Raw genomic sequence first — 22,738 nt, 5'->3', positions numbered from 1 at the left:
TCGTCAGCACCAGTTCGAGAAGGTAGAAATGGTACAGCTGGTGCATCCAGAGCAGTCTTATCTGGCACTGGATGAAATGGTCGGCCATGCTGAAGCAATCCTGCAAAAGCTGGAATTGCCTTATCGTGTGCTGAGCCTGTGTACCTGTGATATGGGTTTTGGTGCCGCCAAGACCTATGATCTGGAAGTATGGATTCCCAGCCAGAATACCTACCGTGAGATTTCTTCGGTATCCAATTGTGAGGATTTTCAGGCACGTCGCATGCAGGCGCGCTTCCGCAACCCGGAAACCGGTAAACCCGAACTGTTGCACACCCTTAATGGCTCTGGCCTGGCGGTGGGTCGTTGCCTGGTTGCGGTACTGGAAAACTACCAGCAGGCTGATGGCCGCATCCGTGTACCGGAAGTGCTGAAACCCTACATGGGTGGACTGGAGCTGATTTAAAGTTATGCCTGTCATACTGCGTGTGGATGGGCTCAGGTTTTTCTTCTACTCTAACGAAGGAAACCCTCTGGAGCCTGTTCATGTGCATTTCGCCTAAGTCGATTCGTTTTGATGACAGCAGCTTCTGGGTCGAGTTGAGTGACGGTAGAATGCTGGGTGTACCTCTGGCATGGTTTCCACGGCTGTTGTCTGCCACCCCGGAACAGCGCCTTGATTTTGAGCTGAGTCCATGTGGCATTCACTGGGATGCGCTGGATGAGGATATCTCGATCGAAGGCTTGCTTGCTGGTCGTGGTGACATCACACATCGTCCAGGTAAAGTGGCTTGAGCGTCCAAATAGCTGCTGCCATTTTGGCTCACCCTTCTGCTTGTCTGTCCTGCTGTTTTAATTCTATGGCTGATCTGTGAGTTCATCCCCCAAATCTGATCCCCGTATACTGCTGCGTCTGGCTGGTTTTCTGGCACCATACAAGCTGCAGTTGCTGCTGGCCGGGATTGCGCTGGTGGTGGCGGCCAGCGGGGTGTTGTTGCTGGGGCAGGGGTTGCGTCTGGTGGTGGATCGGGGGTTTGCTTCCGGTGATCCACACTGGTTGAATCTGGCATTAATCGGCACGCTGGGGGTGGTGACACTGCTGGCTGTGGCTTCTGCCTGTCGTTTTTATCTGGTCAGCTGGATTGGTGAACGCCTGGCCGCCGACCTGCGTCATCAGGTTTTTAATCATCTTCTTTCACTGGAACCAGAGTATTTTTTCCGCAATGGTGCCGGTGAAATCCAGAGCCGCCTGACGGCGGATACTTCGGTATTACAAAGCCTGTTCGGCTCCTCTCTATCGATGGCACTGCGCAACCTGTTGTCGCTGACCGGTGCAGTGATTCTGTTGTTGATCACCAGTCCTTGGCTAACATTGATGGTGCTGCTGGGTATTCCGCTGGCAGTAGTGCCGGTGCTCTGGTTTGGTCGCCGGGTACGGCGTTTGTCCCGTTCCAGTCAGGATCAGGTGGCGGCACTGGGTTCTTATGCCGGTGAGGCGTTAAAAGGCATCGAAACAGTACAATCCTGCAGTCACGAAACAGAAGATCGTCGCCTTTACGGAGAGCGGGTGGAGGAAGCTTTTGTGGTGGCGCGTGCCCGTATCTTCCAGCGGGCTCTGCTGACCGGATTTGCCCTGCTGGTGGCTTTTACTGCAGTGGGCATCATTCTGTGGCAAGGCGGGCATGATGTGTTGTCCGGTCGCATGAGCCATGGTGAGCTGATTTCTTTTGTATTTTATGCGCTGGTGGCTGCCGGTGCGGTGGCTGCTCTGGCAGAAGTGGCCGGCGAGGTGCAGCGGGCCATTGGTGCTGCTGAGCGTTTACTGGAACTGCTGGCTGCAAAACCCCGAATTGCCGCGCCTGCACTGCCACAAGCCTTGCCGCAACCGGTGCAGGGTAAATTGACCTTCCGGCAAGTGACTTTTGCTTACCCTTCCCGCCCGGAACAGGCGGCGCTAAGTGAGCTAAATCTGGATATCCGCTCAGGTGAACGAGTGGCACTGGTGGGACCATCCGGTGCCGGTAAAAGCAGCCTGCTGAAACTCCTGCTGCGGTTTTATGATCCAGATGCCGGACAGATTCTGCTGGATGGTGTGCCGCTGCAACAGCTGGATCCGATAGAGCTGCGCCGTTGTATGGCACTGGTAGCACAGGAACCGGTGTTGTTTACCGGTACGGCAGAAGAAAACATCCGTTATGGTTGTCCGGGTGCGGATGATCAGGCCGTGCTGAATGCTGCCCGTGAAGCTCAGGCCATGGATTTTATTGAGCGTCTACCGCAAGGTATGCAGACTTGGTTAGGTCCCGGTGGTGTGCAGTTGTCTGGTGGTCAGCGACAACGCCTAGCCATTGCCCGTGCACTGCTGCGTGATCCACGGGTATTGCTGTTGGACGAAGCCACCAGCGCACTGGATGCGGCCAGTGAAGCACTGGTACAACAGGCACTGGATCGATTAATGCTGGGGCGCACTTCGCTGGTTATTGCCCATCGCCTGGCCACTGTTATTTCTGCAGACCGTATCCTGCTGCTGGATCAGGGACGCCTGATTGCATCCGGTACTCATGCTGAGCTGCTGGAGTCCTCACCTCTTTACCGTCAGTTAGCAAAACTCCAGTTCAGGGATGGGTGAGGCGATCTACGCCAGCATTTCCAAAGGAAGGTATTGCCAGTCACTTGGCAACACCTTCCGTAGACCTTATAAAACCTGAGCATCACCTGTGTTATTCAGTTGTTGTGCGTTTTTTACTGGCCCAGAGGCGTAACTGCCCAACAATCCCTGCCGGAAAGAAATATACACTGAGTACAAAAAGCAGGCCGAACCAGAGTAACCAGTGTTCTGGTGCAACCAGTTCAGCAAAAGGACCACTGGCATTGGTGCGATCACCAATCCACTGCAGCATATCCTGCAGGTAGTTCTGAGCGAGAATGAACAATGTAGCTCCCACCAAGGCACCGTACAGGGTGCCCATGCCACCAATCACACACATCAGCAGTATGAATACCATCAGCTCAAAATTCAGAGTGTTCTCCGGGTTAACGTAACGATTGAGCAGCGCAAACATGGCTCCAGCTAGGGTTACCAGAGCAGCTGATAGCATCACCACCGCTGTTCTGTAATAAATGGTGCGATATCCCAGCGCCTGTGCTCTGAATTCATTCTCGCGGATAGCCTGTAACACACGCCCGAATGGAGAGTTGACCAGCCTCAGCAGGAACAAAAATGCCAGCGTGGAGATCAGGAAAGTGATGTAGTACATCACCACCCGTCCCGTGATAGCGACTTGAAAGTGTGCTTCTTTAAAGGCTGAGGCAAGATTCCAGGGTTGAGTGAAGAGGGTGCTCAGCCAACTGCTGATGTTAAAACCTGGTAGGGGATTTTCCAGCAATCTCCAGGCGGGCCCCAGCTCACGTGGAACCCTGACACGCATGCCGTCTTCACCCCCGGTGATATGATAAAGCTGGGTGACCAGACTCATAAACGCAAAAGCAACAGCCAGAGTCACCAGTGCAAAAAAAATCGCTTTGACTCTCAGTGACAGCAACCCCAGCAGCAAGGACAGTAGCAGACTGACTAACAAGGCGATGAGCAGTCCTGTGAACACTGCAGTAAAGTTTGAACCCAGATGATTGATTGCAAGTGCTATACCATAAGCGCCAATACCAAAAAACAGGGTGTGTGCAAAGGATACAATGTGGGTGTAACCCAGCATCAGGTCATAAGAAGCAACCACCAGAACAAAAACACAGATCATTCCCAGAGTGGTAAAGGCGCGGGTCCCGGGAAACAAAAATGGGCCTAGTGCCAGTGCCAGCACAATGATAACCAGCAGGGCTGTTAATAGTCGACTGCGGGGAAAATCGTCGGATAAAATTGCACTCATCATCTTCATTGTTTTATACCTTGATAACGGGGATCAGTCCCTGCGGACGCCACATTAATACTGCGACCATAAGACCTACAGTGGCCACAGCGGCCAGGCGTGGCTCAAGATAACCAACATACAGATTGATCAATCCCACCAGCAGCGCACCATAAAAACAGCCACGAATTGAGCCAAGTCCCCCGAGTATGATGATCACAATAACCGAGATCATCAGCTCTTCTCCCATGTGAGCAGTGATGATTTCACGGTACATGGCCCACATGGCTCCTCCCAGCCCTGCCAGTGCTGAACCGGCGATGAATACCCCCAGAAACAGAAAACCGATCCGGTAACCCTGTATTTCCACCATTTCTCTGCTTTCCACTCCTGCCCGGATCAGAATGCCCAGTCGAGTGCGATCAATGATCCACAGCATGGCGGCATAAACAGCCAGCCCCAGTCCCAGTGCCATTAGTCGGTATTTTTCCAGTACCAGACCACCAACAATTGGAATCATTTCGGGCAAAATTAATGCCCCTCGAAGGGAGGCTGGGCGAGGCACGGGAATTTCATTGGCACCCCAGACCACTTCTATCAGTTGGATCAGTATGATCGACCCACCTACAGTCATCAGAATCTGTTTCAGGTGGTCGCCATATACCGGTTTGATTGCCAGCACTTCAAAGATCCAGCCAATCATTCCTGCCACCAGAAAAGCCAGCAATAATGCCGGTATTACAGCCATCAGGTTGGCTGCCCAGGTGTTAGCACCACTCTGGTCGGTCATCCAGACCGTCAGTACTGTTGCCCCGATGAATGCACCCAGTGAGATAAAAGCACCGTGAGCTAGGTTAAGTACACTCATCAAACCAAAAGTGAGTGTCATGCCTGATGCCATCAGAAACAGCATGGCACCCATCGCCAGACCACTGAGTGTCAGGGTCAGCCAGGTAGTTGTATTTATCATCAGTAGGGAAGCAAAAAGCATCAGACCCAGCAGCAGCAAGTGGGGCTGCTGCTGACTGAAATGCTTCAGGCGTTTGAGCCAGTGGTATCCAAAGCTTTTCCAGTGCAGTGTTTTGGTGTTCATTGTTTCTTTCTCCCTACTGGTGAGCTGCGAGTCCGAGCCCCAGTAGTTTATGTTGCAGTGTTTCATCATTGGCGAGATCTGCCATTTGTCCGGTATGGACAACCTGACCATCATTCATCACGGCTACTGACTGACCAAGACGGCGTGAGAAATTAAAGTTCTGCTCGACCAGAAGAATAGAAACCTTCTGTGCCTTAAGCTCTTCAAAGGCTGAAGCAAGATCATCAATGATGGCGGGTGCCAGACCTTTGGTCGGTTCATCCACCAGCAAAAGGTCTCGCGGTTCAATCATGGCTCTGGCAATGGCCAGCATCTGTTTTTGCCCGCCGGAAAGGTTTCCTGCAGCCTTGTGCCAGAAGCGTTCGAGTGGTGGAAAAAAACCGAACAACCACTCAAGGCGAGTTGTATCAATCGGGCCACTGATCGCGGCCAGCAACAGGTTTTCACGCACCGATAGCTGACTGAAAACACCCATGTTTTCAGGTACAAAGGCAATTTTTTTGCGGGCAATCTTCGGTGTACTCAGGTGAGTGATGTCTTCACCTCGGAAGGCGACCTTGCCCTGTGTGACCTTATTGCGGCCCATGATGGTGCGCAGTGTTGTACTTTTACCTGCACCGTTGCGCCCGAGCAGTACGGCCAGCTCACCCTGACGTACTTGCAGATTTACGCCATGCAGTATGTGGTACTGGTCGATGTCAGCATGTATATCTGTCAATTCCAGAATGTTTTCAGTCATCAGCTGGTTTCCTCAGCATCGGGGGTTGGCAAGATGCCCAGGTAGGCTTCCTGTACAACCTGTGAGGCAATAACTTCGTCTGGTTGACCATCTGCCATCAGTGTGCCGTTGTGCAGCACTACAATCCGGTCTGAAAGGGATCTGACAATATCCATTTTGTGTTCAACCAGCAGGATCACTTTATCGGTTTGTTCCTTGAGGTTTGCAATCAGCTCAAGAATCACGGGTACTTCATCAACACTCATACCCGCGGTGGGTTCATCAAACATAAAAACCTTGGGTTCTAGTGCCATTAACAGAGCCACTTCTAACTTACGCTGGTCGCCGTGTGGCAGGTTGGATACGGGTGTGTTGGCACGGTGCAGCAAATTAACACGGCGCAGGTATTCACTGGCTAGTTCCTGAAGGTCTGTTCTGGATGTTGCCCGTTGCCAGAAGTTGTGACCAATACGGTGGCTGGATGCCACTGCCAGCCGAACGTTTTCCAGTGCAGAAAGGTTGGGAAACAGGTTGGTAAGCTGGAAAGCACGACCAAGTCCCAGATCTGTTCGGGCTTCTGCAGAAAAAGCAGTAATGTCTTTGCCTTCCAGCAATACACTGCCGGATGTTGCGCGCAGTTGTCCGGATATCAGATTAAAACAGGTGGTTTTACCGGCCCCGTTGGGGCCGATGATGGTGGTCAGTGTACCGGCATGAAATGCACAGGAAACCTGATTGACAGCAACATGTCCGCCAAACTCTATGGTCAGGTCTCGTGTTTCCAGTACAGGAGGCTTGTTTGTCATGGCCTAAAATTCCATTGTGAAATTAGAATTCATCGATTCAGGATCGGGATGTCCATTTCATCAATTTCAATAATACGCACCAGTTCGGGTACACCGGCAGTGACGGTGCGATTGGCAAACCAATCATCCCGTTCCTGAACTAGGGTTCGGAAGTGATACATGGCCTGTAATGCCTGATGATCCTCTGCACGAATGTGCATCCGTCCTTTGGGGGTATCAAAATCTAACCCTTTAAAAGCGGCAAGCAGATCTTCGGTATCCGTTGAACCGCCTGACTTGCGGATAGCGGCAGTAATAGCCATGGCCTGAGAGAACCCTTGGGCGGTAAAAAAGTCTGGGGCGGCGTTATGACGTTTGAAGTGCTCGGCAACAAACCAGTCATTGATGGGGTTTTTGGGTAGTTCAAAATAATAGAAGGTTGCACCTTCCATACCCGGCAGATCTGCATTGCTGACCAGAGCGGGCAGGATATTGCCACCGCTGGTCAACTGAATACCAAAACGCTGAGGTTGCAGATCCTGAATTCTGGGGAGTGGATTGGTCGCACCAGCCCAGATGGAAAAAATATGCTTACCCTTGTCACAATCATTACGGTTGCGCAGTGCGTTAAACAAGCGCTGGGCTGCTGCCGTGAAATCGGTGGCATCAGTGGGCAGGTATTCTTCATGAACCACCTGGCCTCCGACCGAATGCAGTGCGCGTTTATAGGCTGCAACACCATCACGTCCGAAAGCATAATCCTGCGCAATGGTGGCAACACAGACACCGGGTTCACCAATGGCAACGGCATTGGATATGGCATCCTGTGAAGAGTTGCGCCCGATGCGAACCACATAACGATTCCACTGGGAGCCGGTGATGGCATCCGCTACCCCTTCGGGCATGATGATTCGTTCGTACTCTTCTGCAATCGGCAGGGTGGCCAGCGCCACACCGGAGGCAACCGGCCCAACAACCAGATGCACGTTATCTTCTGCATAGGCTTCTTCAACCAGTGCACGAGCTCGTGCAGGATCACTCTGGGTGTCCTTGCGGAGGATTTCAATCGGGCGCCCTTCAATAGTTAGGGAGCCTTCAGTGGCGTACTCAAAACCCATTGCCATGCCTACACTGAGCTGTTCAGCATAGGCTGCAAGTGGGCCAGAGAAGCCGGTGACGTGCGCAATTTTGATGGGTTCAGCTTGAATGGTGGCATTAAAAGCCAGAGTGGATGCTGCCAGAGTTATAGTGACAAAAAAACGTTTCATTCTGCTTACTCCAGAACTAGGTCAATCTTATTTTTATATTCCCGTTGGCATGTATTGCTGCTTGACATGCTGCTGGTCGGGGCTTAACCTCAACATGAATACTGATTCATATTTCATAAAAAAACAACCATCCAGCGAAATTTTTATGGCAACCATTGTTGAAAGCAGCAAAAGCAAAGATGAAAGTAGCAAGGGGGCACCTATAGCCATCCTGAATCGCACGCCGAAGACTGCTCGTGGCCAGCGAACACGCGCAAAAATTCTTAAAGCGGCAGAAGAGTGCTTTGGAACCCTGGGATACCATCAGGCTGGTGTGAATGACATTACCCGAGTTGCCGGGGTTGCCTTGGGGTCTTTTTATTCGTATTTCGAAGGTAAAGAAGAAGCCCTGCGGGAATTGATTCGGGAGATGGGTCATAACCTGCGACTTCATCTGGCGCGTAGTGTTGCCGGTTCTACTGATCGGATTGAGGCTGAATCGCGTGGGCTTCGTGCTTTCCTGCAATATGTAAAAGAAAACCCCTGGATGTATCGTGTGCTGCAGGAAGCTTTGTTTGTTGATGAAGCCATTTACCGGGAGTATTACGAAGAATTCGGCAAGTCTTACGGTGAGGTGCTGGATCAGGCAACTGCCGCAGGAGAAATACGCCCCGGTAACAATCAGGTGCGTAACTGGATGTTGATGGGAATGTCACACTTTCTCGGAATGCGTTTTGCACTCTGGCAGGATGATCTGTCGTTGGATCAGGTGACTGAAACCCTTGATGATTTTCTCCGGCACGGATTAACCAGCACAAGCGGATCGGAGTCTGAATGATCACTCGGGTGGATGCACCGGATGGGGTGGTACGGATTATTTTGAACCGCCCAGAAAGGCATAACGCACTGGTGCCGGAGCTGCTTGAGCCATTGTTATTGACTCTACAGCAGTTGCAGCAGGCACCACCTAGGGTGTTGATCTTGGCTGCAGAAGGGCGCTCTTTTTCTACCGGTGGTGATGTAGCCGCTTTTTATGCGGTGCCAGCCAGTGAGCGCGGTGAGTATGCCGCTACTCTGGTGGGTTTATTGCATGAATCCATTCTTGCTCTCTTGTCGTTACCTTGTCCGACATTAGCGGAGGTGCAAGGAGCGGTCACTGGTGGAAGTGTGGGATTAGTGCTTGCATGTGACTTGGTTGTTGCTGCTCCTCAAGCCAGTTTTGCCCCTTGGTATACCGTGGTTGGTTTTAGTCCGGATGGTGGCTGGAGTTGCCTTATGGCTGATCGGGTTGGGCGAAACAAAGCTCTGGAGATTCAGTTACTGAATTTATGTATTAAAGCAGAAGAAGCACAACAACTGGGTTTAATTCATCAGATGGTTCCGCAAGAAACACTGGCTGCTAGTGCCATGCAACTGGCTGCCAGGGTCAGTTGTGGTGTGACTGGAAGTATTCGTCACACCCTAGCACTGACCCGGCCTGACTTGCACCAGGTTGCCAAGGCACTGGAGCAGGAGAAAATCCACTTTCTGCAGCAGATTGTAACTTCCGAGGCTGAAGAGGGAATGCGGCAGTTTCTCGCAAAAAGATAAGGCCTCTCGTGTTAATAAAAACAAAAATAGGAGGTGTGATATGGAGATGTTTGATCTTCTTGCCCACCGAGCAAGACAGAATCCAGATCATCTAGCTTTGGAAGATCTGGGCACGGGTGAGCGTTTTACCTATGGTGAACTGAATAAAAGAGCGTCCAGAATTGCCCAAGCGGCAGTCCAACACTGGGCGTTAAAACCGGGTGATCGTATCGCTTGGTTGGGCGAAAGCCGTGCAGAGTTTTTTGCCCTGTTGTTTGCTTGTGGCAAGGCTGGGTTGATACTGGTTCCACTGAACTGGCGTCTGGCACAGGGTGAATTGCTGCAGTTGCTGGAAGACTGCTCACCTGTTGTGTTGATTCATACCGCCAGTTTCCGGGATAAAGCTTGTGATTTGCAGTCCAGCAGAACAGAGCTGCAGTTGCTGGATATGGATGGAGCCAGTGATCAGCTGGGTTATGCTTATGATCTGAATCGGGTTAACCCGGATTTGGCACCTGTTCCACCAAGTGATCCTGATCGCCCTTGGTATTTGTTGTACACCTCTGGCACCACCGGACGACCCAAAGGGGTGGTTCAAACCTTTCGTATGATGCTTGCCAACTACCTGAGTATTGGTACAGCGGTGTCGCTGGCATCCTCTGATGTCTTGCTTAATGTGTTACCACTTTTTCATACCAGCGGCATCAATCTTTATTCCACTGGTGTGTTGTTTGTGGGCGGAACGGTATTGGTCGCACCCACTTTTGATCCGGACCAGACACTGGAAGTGCTTGAACAACGAGCCACCGTTTTTTTTGGTGTGCCGGCCATTTATCAGGCTTTGCTGGATCATCCGGATTTTGATGGTGCACGTCTGCGAGGTGTCAGGTCCTGGAGTTGTGGAGGTGCAGCCTTGTCCTTGCCCGTAGCACAGCGGTATGTCGAGCTGGGCATCAAAATTCGAACCGGTTACGGCATGACAGAAACAGGCCCTTCGGTATTTCTGGCTGATGAAGATCGGGTGATTGAAAAAATCGGATCTGTTGGACGTCCTTTAATCATGACCCAAGTGAGACTGGTTGATCCATCCGGTTGTGATGTGGAGAAACAACAAGCGGGTGAATTATTGGTGCGAGGGCCGGGTATAACACCGGGTTACTGGCAACAACCGGATGCCACAACCAGTGCTTTTACTGCGGATGGCTGGTTGCGCACTGGGGATATTGCTCGTTGTGATGCAGATGGCTTTTTTACGCTGGTGGATCGCTCCAAGGATATGTTTATTTCTGGAGGCGAAAATGTTTATCCGGCAGAAATTGAAAAGGTGTTATTACAACACCCGTTAATTCGGGAAGTGGCGGTCATCGGAGTACCCGATTCAAAATGGGGGGAGGTTGGCAAGGCGTTTATTATCTGTGATGTTGGAGAAGAAATTCCCGCACCAGAGGATTTACGTGCTTTTTGCAGTCAACATCTGGCGACTTACAAGATACCGGCCAGTTTTGTGCAGCAGGATCACTTGCCTCGTAATGCCATGGGGAAAATCACCAAGCAGGAGTTACGCCATGGATACCGCTAAAAAATTTGCAAATCCCCTTGTTGAAACCCTGCAACTCAGTCAGTCGGATTTTGATGTTTTTGCCAAGCTAAGTGGTGATGACAATCCAATTCACACGGATCCGATTTATGCGGCCACTACTCACTTTGGAGCCACTGTTTCACACGGAATGCTGCTTTTTTCCCGTTTGCGAGCAGTACTGAATGGCCATTTCCCCGGTGCCACGTTACTGGAGCAGTCTCTGACTTTTACACATCCGGCTTATGCTGACCAACGGCTGAAACTTCACCTGCATATTGAGGCGGAGGAGGGAGGGGTGATGATCCTGCATGTTGATATCCTACGACCTGATGGACTCTCCTGCTTGAGTGGTGTTTGTCATTTGCAATCAAATGAGGGTAAGGAGACACCAGTATGAGCAGCATAATACGCCGATTTGACTTGTTGCAGGTGGGGCAGATGAGCAGTGTTAAACGCTGTTATCAGCCGAATGAACTGGCTGAGTGGCAGAGCTTGTCTGGCTGGCAAGGGCCGTTGGTAACACTGCCGGAACCTTTGATTGCCGCACTTTTTTCATACCTGCTGGGTGTTCGATTGCCGGGTGCTGGCACCATGTATCTGAAGCAGTCCATGGTGTTTGAATACTTGGTTCGACCCGATGAGCCGGTTCAGGCAAGTGTGATGATTACACAACTGAGACCGGGAAAGTCCTTGGTGAACCTGGATACTGTTTGTACAGATGCTGCGGGTCGCACGATCTGTCAGGGTAAGGCGCTGGTGCTTTTTAAGTGCTGAACAGCTGAACTGGGAAGCAGAGTATGCCTTTATTAGATGCAAGGCTGGCTGACTGGCTGGTGAAGTACAATCGCTACGCTCAAAGGGAAAGGATTGCCGGACTGACGTTACAGCCGTTGGATGTACGAGAAGGTCTGGCAAAATTAACGGCTGGTCTTGTGACAGACATTCCAGATTTTCCACACATTACGGATACACGGGTGACCGGTGCTGACACTTCCGTGCCGGTACGTATTTATGACCCAGCTCCTGATCGTTGCAAACCAGTGTGTATTTATGTTCATGGTGGCGGTCATGTTGCTGGCAGTATTGATGTTTATGATCCCATTTGCCGTAAGCTGGCGCTGACCAGCGGTAATCTGGTGGTATCAGTGGAATATCGGCTGGCTCCAGAGTATCCGTATCCGGCGGGTCTGAATGATTGCCTGCTGGTTGTTGACCACATCAGGAAGGTGCTGGATCAGCACCACTTCAACTACGCTGATGCACAACTGGCCATTGCGGGTGACTCAGGTGGAGGTGCACTGGCTGCTTCAGTGTCAGCATTATTACAGCATCGGAACAAACAACCTTTAACTCACCAGATACTGATTTATCCGGGGCTGGATTACACGCTTGGTTTTCCTTCCATTCAGACATTGGCAGAGGGTTACCTGTTGGAGCGAGACCAAATTGAATGGTATTACGACCAGTATTTTCAGCAGAATGAAAACCGGTTGCTGGCCTCACCTCTGTTTATGCAGGTTACGGACAAACTGCCATCCACTTTGATTATTACGGCGGGTTTTTGCCCGCTGCATGATGAAGCTAGGGCCTTTCTGGCTAAACTGAACAATGCGGGTGTGCCATGTGTGCATCAGCATTATCCGGGGATGTTGCATGCCTATCTTAATATGGAAGATCTAGTGCCAGACTGCTGTTTGGATACTTATCAGGTGATCAGTCGGTTTCTTGGCTCGGGTTCAGCAACTGAGAAGTATTTTTAATTCAACGCATAATGTAACACTCTGTACTAGGCTTGATATAAAGCAATAGACAGGGAGTGAACCATGGCTAGGCCATTGCGTTACGAGTTACCGGGTGCTTTGTATCATCTGACTTCCAGATGCTGTGACGCAACTCTTTATCAAGGTGAGCAGGATCGGCAAGATTGGGTCGACATCCTCAAAGGTGTGATGTCACGTTACCATTGGCGTTGTTTGGCTTGGTGCCAGTTGGAGCAACACTATCACCTGGTGGTGAGCCCGCAGGATGGGCGACTGTCACTGGGTATGCATCAATTAAATGCCTCTTATACTCGGCAATTTAATCAACGGCATGGACGCAAGGGACGACTTTTCTCAGGGCGTTTTCAGGCTGTGCTGGTGGATGAACAGCAGTATCTTTTACCCCTGGTGCATGAAGTGCTGACTGAGCCACGGCGTCTGGGACTGGTAAAACAGCCGCTGGATTGGCCTTGGAGCAGTGCTGCAGCCATGGCTGGGCATCACTCTTCACTGGTTCCGCTGGATATTGAACGTTTACAACAGGTTTCTGGTGCCGTCGTTCAATCTAGAGATTTCTGGCCGCAATACCTCAGTCGAGAACAGCAGCAGCGGCTGTGGGATCAGATACGCCATCAGCAGTTTCTGGGTGATCGTCAGTTTGTAAAAAGGATTCGTCAGCAGACAGTACAATCTGCGGTGAAGTCCCGATTGTTACTGGCGGATTTTCGTGATGGCTGGGAGGGTGCTGAAGCTATGGCACGAGCGTATCTGGATGGGGGATATACCTTACAGCAGATTGCTGAACATTTTTCTGTACACCCCTCTACAGTCAGTCGTAAGGTAGCGGCTTATGAAAAGTCACTAAAAAACAGATAGTTGTGCCGCCCAGATTGTTTAACGTTATACATGGCCTGGTCCGCTGCTCGGGTCAGTGCCTCCGGTGTTTCCGCATCAAAGGGATAAAGAGCAATACCTATGCTGGCGCTGACTTGGAAACTACGCTGATCTTCCAGCACAAAGGGGTCTTTAAGGCTGGCAATCAGCTTTTGTGCTAGGGTTTCTGTGCCAAAACGTCCGGTTGATTGAGAACAGAATCCACCCAGGATAAACACAAACTCATCCCCTCCCAGACGGGCAAAGGTATCCGACTCACGGATATTACTTTCCAGTCTGCGGGCAATCCGGCGCAGGATTTCATCACCAGTATCATGCCCATGTTGATCATTGATGGGTTTAAAACCATCCAGATCCATAAATAACACCGCACAAACACCACGATCTCTGCGTGCCTTGGCAACTGCTCGTTCTAATCGATCCTCCAGCAACAGGCGGTTGGGCAAGTCAGTCAGCTTGTCGTGGGTTGCCAGATGTGCCATTTCCTCATCATGCTTGCGCAGGCGAGCCATTTCACTGGCCATACGCAGATTAATTGCGCGTCGCAGACGACTGGCCGCAGCTCTGTGGTGTCTTTCCCACGGCAGACTCTGGCCTTTAACTTCTTCTTGCCAGACTTTATAGTCCACGTGAGGTGCTGTGTCTCTTCTGCTTGGATCTGCTGCCCAGGTTTTTAAACTGCTCTGCTCAGAACGGAGCAGGATCAGATACTCTTCTGCCTGTGCCGCTAGGGGCATAAACAGATAACCGGCAATCCAGTCTGTTTTACCTGACAGACTGTCGGGCACTTTTTCTGCATAGGCGATGCCGCTTCGGGTCTGTTTATGCACCACTTCCCGCAGGCATTGGATGGCTTCTGGGGTGATGTCTCGACCGTAGAGGTAATCAACACCATCCAGCCGTAATACCAGAGCATCGGCTTCAAAAGGTGCCAGCAGGTGAGTGATACCGGACAGGGCGTCATGCAGCTCAAACTCGGCTTGGAATCCGGCATTAAATTGATCAATCGCACGACCCAGCCGACTCATCTGATGTGAGAACTGGCGGTTAAATGCCAACTGCAGGTTTTCACTGACCAGCTGTACCACCATGCTGCAAAAGGCTCGTACCGGTGGGCTGAGGTAACGGGGTTGGCTACTCTCACAAACCAGCACACCCCAGAGATGCCCATCCGGCATGATTGACAGGGTTAGAGAAGAAAGAGCCCCAGTGTTGTACATGTATTCCAGATGTTCGGGCTCAATACTGCGCAGGTGGGTACGGGTCAAATCCACCGTGTCGGTGATCGGGTTGCTGGCAGGGATCAAATCCACCGGGGTGTGTTTGCAATGACTGATCTGGCGGGTACGGTTAATACGATAGAGGTGGCGAACCCTGGCCGGGATATTGTTTGCAGGAAAGTGGTGCCCCAGCAGATGTTGCTCACCGTCAGCGCGATCTTCAAAAATAACCTCGCTGTTCCACTCCGGATCAAAACGATGCACTCTGACACTTTCATGGCCGGTTGTTTCTCGCAGAATTCGGGCTGCCATTTTCAGCAGCCGGTCGGGATCACTGGTGAGTTCCAGATCATGAAAAAAATTGCTGAGCTTGGAAAAAAGCTTATAGGTCAGCAGGTGGTCATCATCCGGCAGAGGTTCCATTTCTACCAGCAGGCCGCTGGAATGATAATGGGTTCGCAAGGAGAAGCTGCGCCCGCCAAAACTGATGGGTTGTAATTGAGGCTGAAAAGAAGGCGGTTGTGACAGGACTTTGAGAAGAAAGCCACCCACATCGGATCCAAGTACATAACTGACGGCCTGACCCAGTAATTCTTCAGGCTTTTTACTCAGCCACTCGTTGGTATTGGCGCTGACCTGGATAATCTTAAAATTCTCGGGATCCAGGACCAACAACACACCATCGGGTTGTATCTGACTGGGCTGCTCGGTACTCAAAACGGCAAATCTCCGCTGGTGGATCAGAAAGTTTCGGCAGATTACTGGCAGGCCCGAATGCAGTCAATCTGGCAAAAGATTCATGTAAACAAGGGTTTAAAGTGCCATATTTTGCATTTTTTAATGGTAGATTGTTTTTTGTACATGTAGATGCTGCGATTTATTATTTTTATAGTTTTATTTACTGTTTATTTCAGATATAACAGTTTTATCGTTTGTTTTGCATGGTTCAGATCGTCTCAAAAAACCACTATTAAAAATACATTCATAGTGATCTGTGTCAATTTTTTGCGTTGAGTTATTGAGTGTATTTTTATCGCCAAGTACCTTAGACTTGAACGTCAAATTTTACTTCAGGAATCGCTAATCTATGCCGCCCCTTATCAAACGTTTTTTACCCCCGATCGTGATTGCTGTTGCCCTGCTGGGGTTTGTGATATTGCGTATGACACGCCCAGAACCACCCCCGGCAGGTGATGAAGAACGGCGCTGGCCAGTGGCGGTGATTCGTGTGGAGCAGGGTGATTTTGCGCCCCAGTTGCGCTTGTTTGGTCAGTTAACCAGTGCCAGTGATGCCATGTTAAGGGCTCGCAGTGCCGGGGATGTCAAAACAGTTGCGGTGCGCAGCGGTCAACAGGTGGCGGAAGGTGATTTGTTATTACAGTTGGATGATCTTGATGCCCGTGCCTTGTTTCATCAACGCCAGGCGGAACTGCAGGATCTGAAATCCCAGCACTTGCAACGCCTCAGTCAGCATCAGGTGGATCTGCGTGCGCTGGAGCAAGAACGCTCCATGTTGCAACTGACGGAACGTCAGTATCAGCGGCAACAGCAGCTGGCTGCCGGGGATCGTGCCTCACAACGTCAGGTGGAAGAAGCCAGTCTGGCTTTAAGTCAGCAACGCTTGGCTTTGATGAACCGTGAATTGGCGGTTGAGCAGCACCCATCGCGGTTACAACAGCTGGAGGCCAGTATTCGTCGGGCAGAAGTCCAGTTGCAACAGGCGCAGAGGGATCTGACGGCAACCGAGTTACGTGCGGATCGAACCCTGCGGATTCAAGAAGTGCTGGTGGCTGCCGGTGATCGAGTCAGCCTGAATGAACCGCTGTTGAGTGTTTTTTCACCCCAGGCACTGGAGATGGAAGCCCGTTTATCACTGAGCTGGTTGCCTGCCATACGTGCAGCCATGCAGGCGGGTGAATCCCTGCGGGCAAGAGTGGATCTGGATGGTCAGCCGTTGGTGTTTGAGTTACAGCAACTGGCCGGTCGCACCAGTGATTCAGCCGGTATTCTTGCCACTTTTGTGTTGCAGGAAGGGAAGGCTGACGGGCTGGCACTGGGGCAGTTTGTTGATGCACGTCTGGATTTGCCGCTGCAACAACAGGTGTACTGGTTACCCGTTGATGCCCTGCAGGGGCGGGATCGAATTTATCGAATTGAAGAAGGCCGACTGCAGGGCATACAAGTTGAGCTGCTGGGTGATCTGCCAAGAAGTGGACAGCCGGGTGTACTGGTTCGTGCGGCAAGCCTGCAACCGCGAGATCCCATTCTGGCGAATCGTTTACCCAATGCCATGGATAGCCTGCTGGTGGATGTGGTGGACGTGATCCAGCTGGAGTCCGGTAATGAGTGAGCACGGCGGCCTGATTGGTCTGTTTCTGAAACACCGCCTGGCCAGCAATCTGCTGGTGTTGCTGATGTTAATGTCCGGCAGCTGGGCATTAATCAAACTGAATACCCAGTTTTTCCCTAATTTTGCGCTGGATTTTGTCAGTGTGCGGGTGGTTTGGGTGGGTGCCAGTGCTGAAGATGTGGAAACAGGTGTCACCCTGCCGCTGGAAAATGTACTGCGCAGTGTGGATGGTCTCAAGTCCATGACATCCACCTCGGCGCTGAGTGTTGCTGCCATCACACTGGAGTTTCGTGACGGTACAGACATGACCCAGGCCTTGGCTCAGGTGGAAGATCGGGTGGCACAGCTTCGTAACCTGCCGGATGCCGCAGAAACCCCGGTAGTGACGCGAATTGTGCGTTATGAACCCATAGCGCGTTTGTTACTGACCGGCTTGGAAGATGCTGATGAATTACGTCAGTTATCCCGCCGGTTTGAGCAGGAATTGCTGGATACAGGCATTGAGCGAGTGGATTTTGGTGGCCTGCCACAAGAAGTGGTTGCCATTGAGGTACCGCTGAATAATCTGCTGGCGATATCCATGACACCGCGTCAGCTGGCGGAGCGTCTGGCGGCTTACAGTCAGGATCAACCAGCGGGGCTGGTGGGGCGTGATCAAGGCGGGCGGCAGTTGCGTATTCTGGAGCAGGCACGGGATCTGGAAGCCTTTGCACGCCTGCCTGTAACCGCTGATGCCGGGCAGGGGCTACTGACGCTGGCGGATATTGCCACGTTGGAAAAACGCCCAAGGGATGGACAAACCCTGATTCGGTATCAGGGCAAACCAGCGGTTGAATTGTGGCTGCAACGCACCGAAAGCACTGATGCATTAAAAGCGGCTCGTTTGTTTAATGACTGGCTGGAAAAAAACCAGTCCAGTCTGCCGCCGCAGGTGGAATTAAAAGTCTATGACCAGCTGTGGGAGCTGATTGATGAACGCATCAAGCTGCTGTTAAAAAACGGCTTGGGCGGTTTGATTCTGGTGGTGGCAATCCTGTTTTTATTCCTCAGTGGTCAGCTGGCTTTGCGCGTGGCGCTGGGTATCCCGATTGCCTTCACCACCGCGTTTGTCGCCTTGTGGGTGTTTGGGGGCAGCATCAACATGATGTCCCTGTTCGGTTTTATCATGGCGCTGGGTATTATTGTGGACAACGCCATAGTGGTTTCAGAACACGCTTATACCCTGCGAGCACAGGGCATGTCTGCTGAGGATGCCGCAGAAGCTGGTGCCCGACGCATGATTGGCCCGGTGGTGGCCTCATCCCTGACCACCGTGGCGGCCTTTTTCCCGCTGATGCTGGTGGGCGGCATCATGGGCAAAATCATGTTTGAAATCCCGCTGGTGGTGATTTGTGTCATCCTGGCAACCCTGATCATCAGCTTTTTAATCCTGCCGCATCAGCTCAAACGTGGGCTGGCGCGTAATCCCCTGACCTCACCAGAACAACGTACAGGCATCAGTGCCCGTTTTGAACGTGGACTGGAGCATTTTCGTGATCAGCGTTTTCGTGGCTGGGTCACTGCTGCCGTGGCACAAAAAGGACTCACCCTGGCCGGAGCTGTCGCGCTGTTTATTCTGGCTGTAGGTATGCTGGCCGGTGGTCGAGTGGGTTTTACCTTTTTTCCCAATCCAGATGGCACCACAATCCGTGCCAATGTCTCGTTTGTAGCCGGTACCTCACCAGAAAAAGTTGCGGCTTTTATGGATCAAATGGATCAGGCACTGCTGGATGCAGAACAAGAGCTGGGTGAAGCCTTGGTTCAAACACGGGTGACCCGACTGGGGCAGTTATTAAGTCAGGATGGTGCCGCGCCGCAGGGGGATCAGTTTGCTGCCATTCTGGTGGAACTTACCTCACCGGATCAGCGGGATGTACGTAACCAGCAGTTGATTGATGAGTGGAACAGCCGGATGCCCACTGCACCGGGGCTGGATGCGGTGATTATTACCGCAGTGACCGGTGGTCCACCGGGGCGGGACGTGGATGTACGCCTCAGTGGTGCTTCAGCAGTGGTGCTTAAACAGGCAGCGCTGGAGCTGGCCGGACGAATGCAGGATATATCCGGGTTGTATGCAGTGGAAGACGACACCCCTTATGGCCGTGAACAGCTGTTGCTGCAACTAAGGCCAGAGGCGCTGGCGCTGGGTTATTCACCACGAACACTCGCGGCTGAACTGCGTGGCTTTTTTGATGGTGCACTGGTGCAGCTGTACCAAGATGGGCTGGAAGAAGTGGAAGTACGTGTGCGCCTGCCGGATAACGAGCGGCACCGGGCATCCATACTGAACCAACTGGCCTTACCCTTGCCCGGTAATCAGGGCTGGGTGCCGCTGGATCAGTTAGTGAGTATTGATTTTCAGCCAGGATTTGAAACCCTGCGCCATGCCGATGCACGACTGGCCGTGCATGTATCTGCTGAAGTGGATCGGGCACAGGGTAATGCCGGTCAGATTCGTGAGCGACTGGCAGCCAGTGTATTACCAGAAATTGCTGAACGTTTTGGTGTGAACTGGTCGTTTCAGGGGCGTGCGGTGGATCAGGCAGAAACCCTGGGTGATATGCGCATGGGACTGCTGTTTGCACTGGTTGGCATTTTTGTAGTGCTGGCCTGGATGTTCAGCAGTTACCTGCTGCCGGTGGTGGTGATGGCGATTATCCCGTTTGGCTTGCTGGGTGCCACACTGGGGCATTTTGTGATGAATATCGAACTCACCATCCTGTCCCTTTTTGGTTTGTTTGGACTCACCGGCATTGTGGTCAACAACTCCATCATACTGGTGAGTTTTTATCAGGAATTACGCAAAAGTGGCATGGAACGGGATCTGGCAATTGTTGAAGCCTCTTGCCAGCGCTTGCGAGCGGTACTGATCACCTCCATCACTACCATTGTGGGGCTGGTGCCGCTGTTGTTTGAACGATCGGTACAAGCACAGTTTTTGATCCCCATGGCGGTTTCACTGGTATTTGGCCTGGCTGTAGCGACCGTACTGGTGCTGGTGGTTATACCCGCCCTGCTCGGCTGGGTGGAAACCTGGAGAGATAAGCTGGAAAAAGAACCTGTAGAGGCTCCATAAAAGGAGCCTGAAAGGGTTGTTATTTGCTGCTCAAATTAGTAGATTTGAACCTGTTTAATGGATATAGCTACACAAGTCGCAGGGATGCAGGCACTCACCAACGCCATCCCCGGCGGTAGCGTGGTAAAACCTCAACAATTCCCCAGAGTGCCCAACGGACTGGAAATTCCTCACGCAATCTAGAGCTTGCATGGCTTTGTCATGCGAAAAAAACACAGGGTATGCCCCCTTGCTCGTCTGATTAATCTTGGACGCCCCATTTCTTCTGGATGCTGAGGTTTTTGAAAATGAACATCGTGATAGCAAAATAGTCAGTGTGATGGTTATTTCCTGAGTTGACTCAAAAACAAATAATAAAAACAACAAAAGTAAGGGGTTGCGGTAACTGTGAAATTTTGGGATAACGTACACAGCGACTGAATTTCCATGATCGGTACAGGTTGTATTTTTGAAGAAAAGCAGTGCAATCAAGGGTGCTGCACTACAGCAGGCCGAATAGCGGCTTAATGCAAAGTGATCAGCAAAAATGGTCGTTCAGACCACTATACAAATGTTATGTGCAAGCAACGAATCAGGAGATATAGAATGGTATATTCCAGAGCACGTTTTATTGGGTCCTTGCTGTCGATAGTAGCTGCTATGTCTTTAATCGGCTGTGATGCTCAAAATGACGTTTCGACACCTGATAATGCTTCAAAACCAGCGAATGTCGCCGAAAATAAATCAGCCTCACACCCACCCGAGGGCTATTCAGTATCAGTTTCTGGCCGGAGTTTGAACGATAGTCAAGTCCATCTTGTATTAACGACAAGCATACCCGGTACTATCGAACTGATGGCTAGTATTAGCCTGGCTGATCAAGCGCCAGATGATACGTGGATTGGTAAGAATGAGCGCGTACGACTGGTGAATGGAATAGGGCAGGCAACATTCGATGTAAGTGATCTACCAACTGGACAATATGAGGTAGCGGCGAACTTTTATCCACGTTGGGGATTTCAGGATGAAGAATCTAGGTCATCAGGTGTCAGTGAAAGCTTGGAGCATAGCCACCCAATTTCATTAAAGGGCTCTGGTGAGTCATCCGAGCTAGTTGCTCAACGCAATGAAGATCAACAGTGGGTAATTGAGAATGTCATTATGGGTTCAGAATGGGATCCTAGTTTTTGGAGAGATCGTTTTGGTGAATGGGAAGAATTTCCAGTAACAACCAGGAATCCGGACATCATCTCAAACTACTACTTTGAATCCTTGGAAATGACATTGATTGTAAACACCCTAAAAGATGAGGTGGTAGTTTGGAGAATGGGTCGAGATGGTCTCTGATCATGTATCGCACTTAACAACCACAAGCAATTCGGTCCTTCCGGCTCGGACGTCGCTTCGCTCCTTCGTTGTTCCAGACGTTAGAGTCATGCATGAATGAAAACCTAAAGAAGGTTCTTGAGTGGGCGGTTTGGTTCAACCTTGAGAAGCATAAAAATGCTGAGCTATTGCTGTTAAAGGGGCACCTTATATTAGAGGTCTTCATGGACAGCTTTTTAAGCATGGCGGGCTATGGCAGTAATAAGGATGCCTCATTCCATAAGAAGGTTAAGTTGATTTCGGATGTGATGGATGAAACTGATCAGGGTTATAAAATTGTTCGTTCTCTATTTTTTTTGAATAAGATAAGAAATAAACTTGCTCATGAGTGGCAGTTTTCCTTGGTGGAGAGTGGCCTTAATGTGTGGGTGGACGAGGCTCTAGCTAATTTCCCTGTTGTCAAAGTTGCAAAATATAATTATAGAACAAAATTAATCCATGCATTTGCTGCGTTGGCTCGAGCTCTAATGGAATACACAAAAAACTCTAACAAACAAAGGCACGGGCCGTTGTAATTGACGCCCTTGTTTTGAGAGTTTTTTAGCGCTCCTACGTAAATTCTTGGTTTCTAGGTGATGAAAATTGCTCCAGAACTCACGTGGAACGCCATTTTTAATACAAAAATGACCAGTTTTTTTGGCTGAGGTTTTCCTACAGCATCGTTAGGCTCACATTTTCACAAACGGAGAAATTACTATGAAACTTCTGAAATTAGCAATGATTGTTATTTTTTTTGCTGCCGCACCTACATGGGCGGGAAGCCTGACTGGGCCTCAAGAGAATGCCGTCAGATCTGCGCAGCAGTACCTCAGCATCTCTGGCTTCTCACGGAGCGGGCTTATTGAACAGCTGTCATCAGACTATGGGGATGGTTATAAGGTTTCCGATGCAACTGTAGCGGTTGATAGTCTTAACATTGATTGGAACAAGCAGGCGATAAGATCTGCAAAGCAGTACCTCAGCATCTCGGGGTTCTCGTGCAATGGCCTAATTAATCAACTTTCATCAAGTGCTGGAGACAAGTACACCGAAAGCCAGGCAAGGTATGGGGCGCAACAGGCGGGTGCTTGCTAGTTGAAAATGCAAGCAGCCTAAGTTGCTTCACGAGACGCTGCCCGTGAACGGGGCGTTCAGGCTGTAGAAAGACCTGCTGAACTATGGTTTGATCGGGTTTTCAGGTAAAGAGGGCATGGGGATGGCTCGA

At 50.9% G+C, this 22,738-nt stretch carries 22 protein-coding genes; 16 read left to right on the top strand and 6 right to left on the bottom strand.

All coding sequences use genetic code 11. The features are described 5' to 3' along the window. The 4 genes from IBX50_RS08055 to IBX50_RS08045 form a co-directional block, all read left to right on the top strand. The coding region (locus tag IBX50_RS08055) for an aminoacyl--tRNA ligase-related protein (protein WP_366930702.1) at positions 1–445 on the top strand (445 nt) is incomplete at its 5' end. Positions 446–449: 4 nt separating this feature from the next. Beyond that, positions 450–542 carry a DUF4160 domain-containing protein gene (locus tag IBX50_RS20705; protein WP_366930701.1) on the top strand — a complete coding sequence of 31 codons (93 nt, stop codon included), beginning with the start codon at positions 450–452 and terminating at the stop codon, positions 540–542. Then, on the top strand, positions 526–774 hold the full coding sequence (locus tag IBX50_RS08050) for a DUF2442 domain-containing protein (RefSeq protein WP_292254858.1): 249 nt from the start codon (positions 526–528) through the stop codon (positions 772–774). Before IBX50_RS20705 ends, IBX50_RS08050 begins: the two co-directional genes overlap by 17 nt. A 76-nt stretch (positions 775–850) precedes the next feature. Further along, the gene (locus IBX50_RS08045) at positions 851–2,608 is read left to right on the top strand and encodes an ABC transporter transmembrane domain-containing protein (RefSeq protein WP_292254854.1); all 1,758 of its coding nucleotides are present in this window, start codon (positions 851–853) and stop codon (positions 2,606–2,608) included. A gap of 91 nt (positions 2,609–2,699) precedes the next feature. On the opposite strand, the gene IBX50_RS08040 is transcribed toward IBX50_RS08045, so the two are convergent. From IBX50_RS08040 to IBX50_RS08020, 5 genes are read right to left on the bottom strand one after another with little or no spacing between them, the layout of a single operon-like run. Further along, on the bottom strand, positions 2,700–3,869 hold the full coding sequence (locus IBX50_RS08040) for a branched-chain amino acid ABC transporter permease (protein WP_292254851.1): 1,170 nt from the start codon (positions 3,867–3,869) through the stop codon (positions 2,700–2,702). Positions 3,870–3,873: 4 nt separating this feature from the next. After that, positions 3,874–4,932, bottom strand: a complete 1,059-nt coding sequence (locus IBX50_RS08035) for a branched-chain amino acid ABC transporter permease (protein ID WP_292254847.1) — start codon at positions 4,930–4,932, stop codon at positions 3,874–3,876. A gap of 13 nt (positions 4,933–4,945) precedes the next feature. Then, positions 4,946–5,671 carry an ABC transporter ATP-binding protein gene (locus IBX50_RS08030; protein WP_292254845.1) on the bottom strand — a complete coding sequence of 242 codons (726 nt, stop codon included), beginning with the start codon at positions 5,669–5,671 and terminating at the stop codon, positions 4,946–4,948. Further along, on the bottom strand, positions 5,671–6,456 hold the full coding sequence (locus tag IBX50_RS08025; protein ID WP_292254842.1) for an ABC transporter ATP-binding protein: 786 nt from the start codon (positions 6,454–6,456) through the stop codon (positions 5,671–5,673). Before IBX50_RS08025 ends, IBX50_RS08030 begins: the two co-directional genes overlap by 1 nt. A 29-nt stretch (positions 6,457–6,485) precedes the next feature. Beyond that, a complete protein-coding gene (locus IBX50_RS08020; protein WP_292254840.1) occupies positions 6,486–7,703 on the bottom strand; it encodes a substrate-binding domain-containing protein in 1,218 nt (405 codons plus the stop codon). Between the two features lie 94 nt (positions 7,704–7,797). On the opposite strand from IBX50_RS08020, the gene IBX50_RS08015 reads away from it, so the two are divergent. The 7 genes from IBX50_RS08015 to IBX50_RS07985 all read left to right on the top strand — a co-directional run bounded on the left by IBX50_RS08015 (position 7,798) and on the right by IBX50_RS07985 (position 13,466). Beyond that, entirely contained in the window at positions 7,798–8,520 is a 723-nt protein-coding gene (locus IBX50_RS08015; protein ID WP_292254837.1) for a TetR/AcrR family transcriptional regulator, read from the top strand. Then, on the top strand, positions 8,517–9,272 hold the full coding sequence (locus IBX50_RS08010) for an enoyl-CoA hydratase/isomerase family protein (protein WP_292254835.1): 756 nt from the start codon (positions 8,517–8,519) through the stop codon (positions 9,270–9,272). Before IBX50_RS08015 ends, IBX50_RS08010 begins: the two co-directional genes overlap by 4 nt. A gap of 40 nt (positions 9,273–9,312) precedes the next feature. Then, the gene (locus tag IBX50_RS08005) at positions 9,313–10,830 is read left to right on the top strand and encodes a class I adenylate-forming enzyme family protein (RefSeq protein ID WP_292254832.1); all 1,518 of its coding nucleotides are present in this window, start codon (positions 9,313–9,315) and stop codon (positions 10,828–10,830) included. Then, positions 10,817–11,227 carry a MaoC/PaaZ C-terminal domain-containing protein gene (locus IBX50_RS08000; protein WP_292254829.1) on the top strand — a complete coding sequence of 137 codons (411 nt, stop codon included), beginning with the start codon at positions 10,817–10,819 and terminating at the stop codon, positions 11,225–11,227. The genes IBX50_RS08005 and IBX50_RS08000 overlap by 14 nt, the downstream gene beginning before the upstream one ends. Then, positions 11,224–11,604 carry a hypothetical protein gene (locus IBX50_RS07995; protein ID WP_292254827.1) on the top strand — a complete coding sequence of 127 codons (381 nt, stop codon included), beginning with the start codon at positions 11,224–11,226 and terminating at the stop codon, positions 11,602–11,604. Before IBX50_RS08000 ends, IBX50_RS07995 begins: the two co-directional genes overlap by 4 nt. Positions 11,605–11,627: 23 nt before the next feature. After that, a complete protein-coding gene (locus IBX50_RS07990) occupies positions 11,628–12,590 on the top strand; it encodes an alpha/beta hydrolase (protein ID WP_292254824.1) in 963 nt (320 codons plus the stop codon). 63 nt (positions 12,591–12,653) lie between these two features. Further along, entirely contained in the window at positions 12,654–13,466 is an 813-nt protein-coding gene (locus tag IBX50_RS07985) for a transposase (protein ID WP_292254822.1), read from the top strand. Here IBX50_RS07985 and IBX50_RS07980 read toward each other — a convergent pair. Then, the gene (locus tag IBX50_RS07980; RefSeq protein WP_292254819.1) at positions 13,439–15,421 is read right to left on the bottom strand and encodes a sensor domain-containing diguanylate cyclase; all 1,983 of its coding nucleotides are present in this window, start codon (positions 15,419–15,421) and stop codon (positions 13,439–13,441) included. The genes IBX50_RS07985 and IBX50_RS07980 overlap by 28 nt on opposite strands. Before the next feature lie 370 nt (positions 15,422–15,791). Here IBX50_RS07980 and IBX50_RS07975 point away from each other — a divergent pair, with 370 nt between their 5' ends. The 5 genes from IBX50_RS07975 to IBX50_RS07955 all read left to right on the top strand — a co-directional run bounded on the left by IBX50_RS07975 (position 15,792) and on the right by IBX50_RS07955 (position 22,608). Then, positions 15,792–17,054: a biotin/lipoyl-binding protein gene (locus IBX50_RS07975; protein ID WP_292254816.1), complete on the top strand. Its 1,263-nt coding sequence runs from the start codon at positions 15,792–15,794 to the stop codon at positions 17,052–17,054. Next, entirely contained in the window at positions 17,047–20,169 is a 3,123-nt protein-coding gene (locus IBX50_RS07970) for an efflux RND transporter permease subunit (RefSeq protein WP_292254813.1), read from the top strand. The genes IBX50_RS07975 and IBX50_RS07970 overlap by 8 nt, the downstream gene beginning before the upstream one ends. A 585-nt stretch (positions 20,170–20,754) precedes the next feature. Continuing rightward, positions 20,755–21,495, top strand: coding sequence for a hypothetical protein (locus tag IBX50_RS07965; RefSeq protein ID WP_292254810.1), 741 nt, complete (start codon positions 20,755–20,757; stop codon positions 21,493–21,495). A 92-nt stretch (positions 21,496–21,587) separates the two neighbouring features. Further along, positions 21,588–22,049 carry a hypothetical protein gene (locus IBX50_RS07960; RefSeq protein ID WP_292254808.1) on the top strand — a complete coding sequence of 154 codons (462 nt, stop codon included), beginning with the start codon at positions 21,588–21,590 and terminating at the stop codon, positions 22,047–22,049. A gap of 181 nt (positions 22,050–22,230) precedes the next feature. Beyond that, a complete protein-coding gene (locus IBX50_RS07955; RefSeq protein ID WP_292254805.1) occupies positions 22,231–22,608 on the top strand; it encodes an Ltp family lipoprotein in 378 nt (125 codons plus the stop codon). Positions 22,609–22,738: the final 130 nt, after the last annotated feature.

This window comes from Marinospirillum sp., assembly GCF_014859565.1.
The sequence above is the reverse complement of the archived record's forward strand: the minus strand, read 5'-3'. Positions and strand labels throughout refer to the sequence as shown.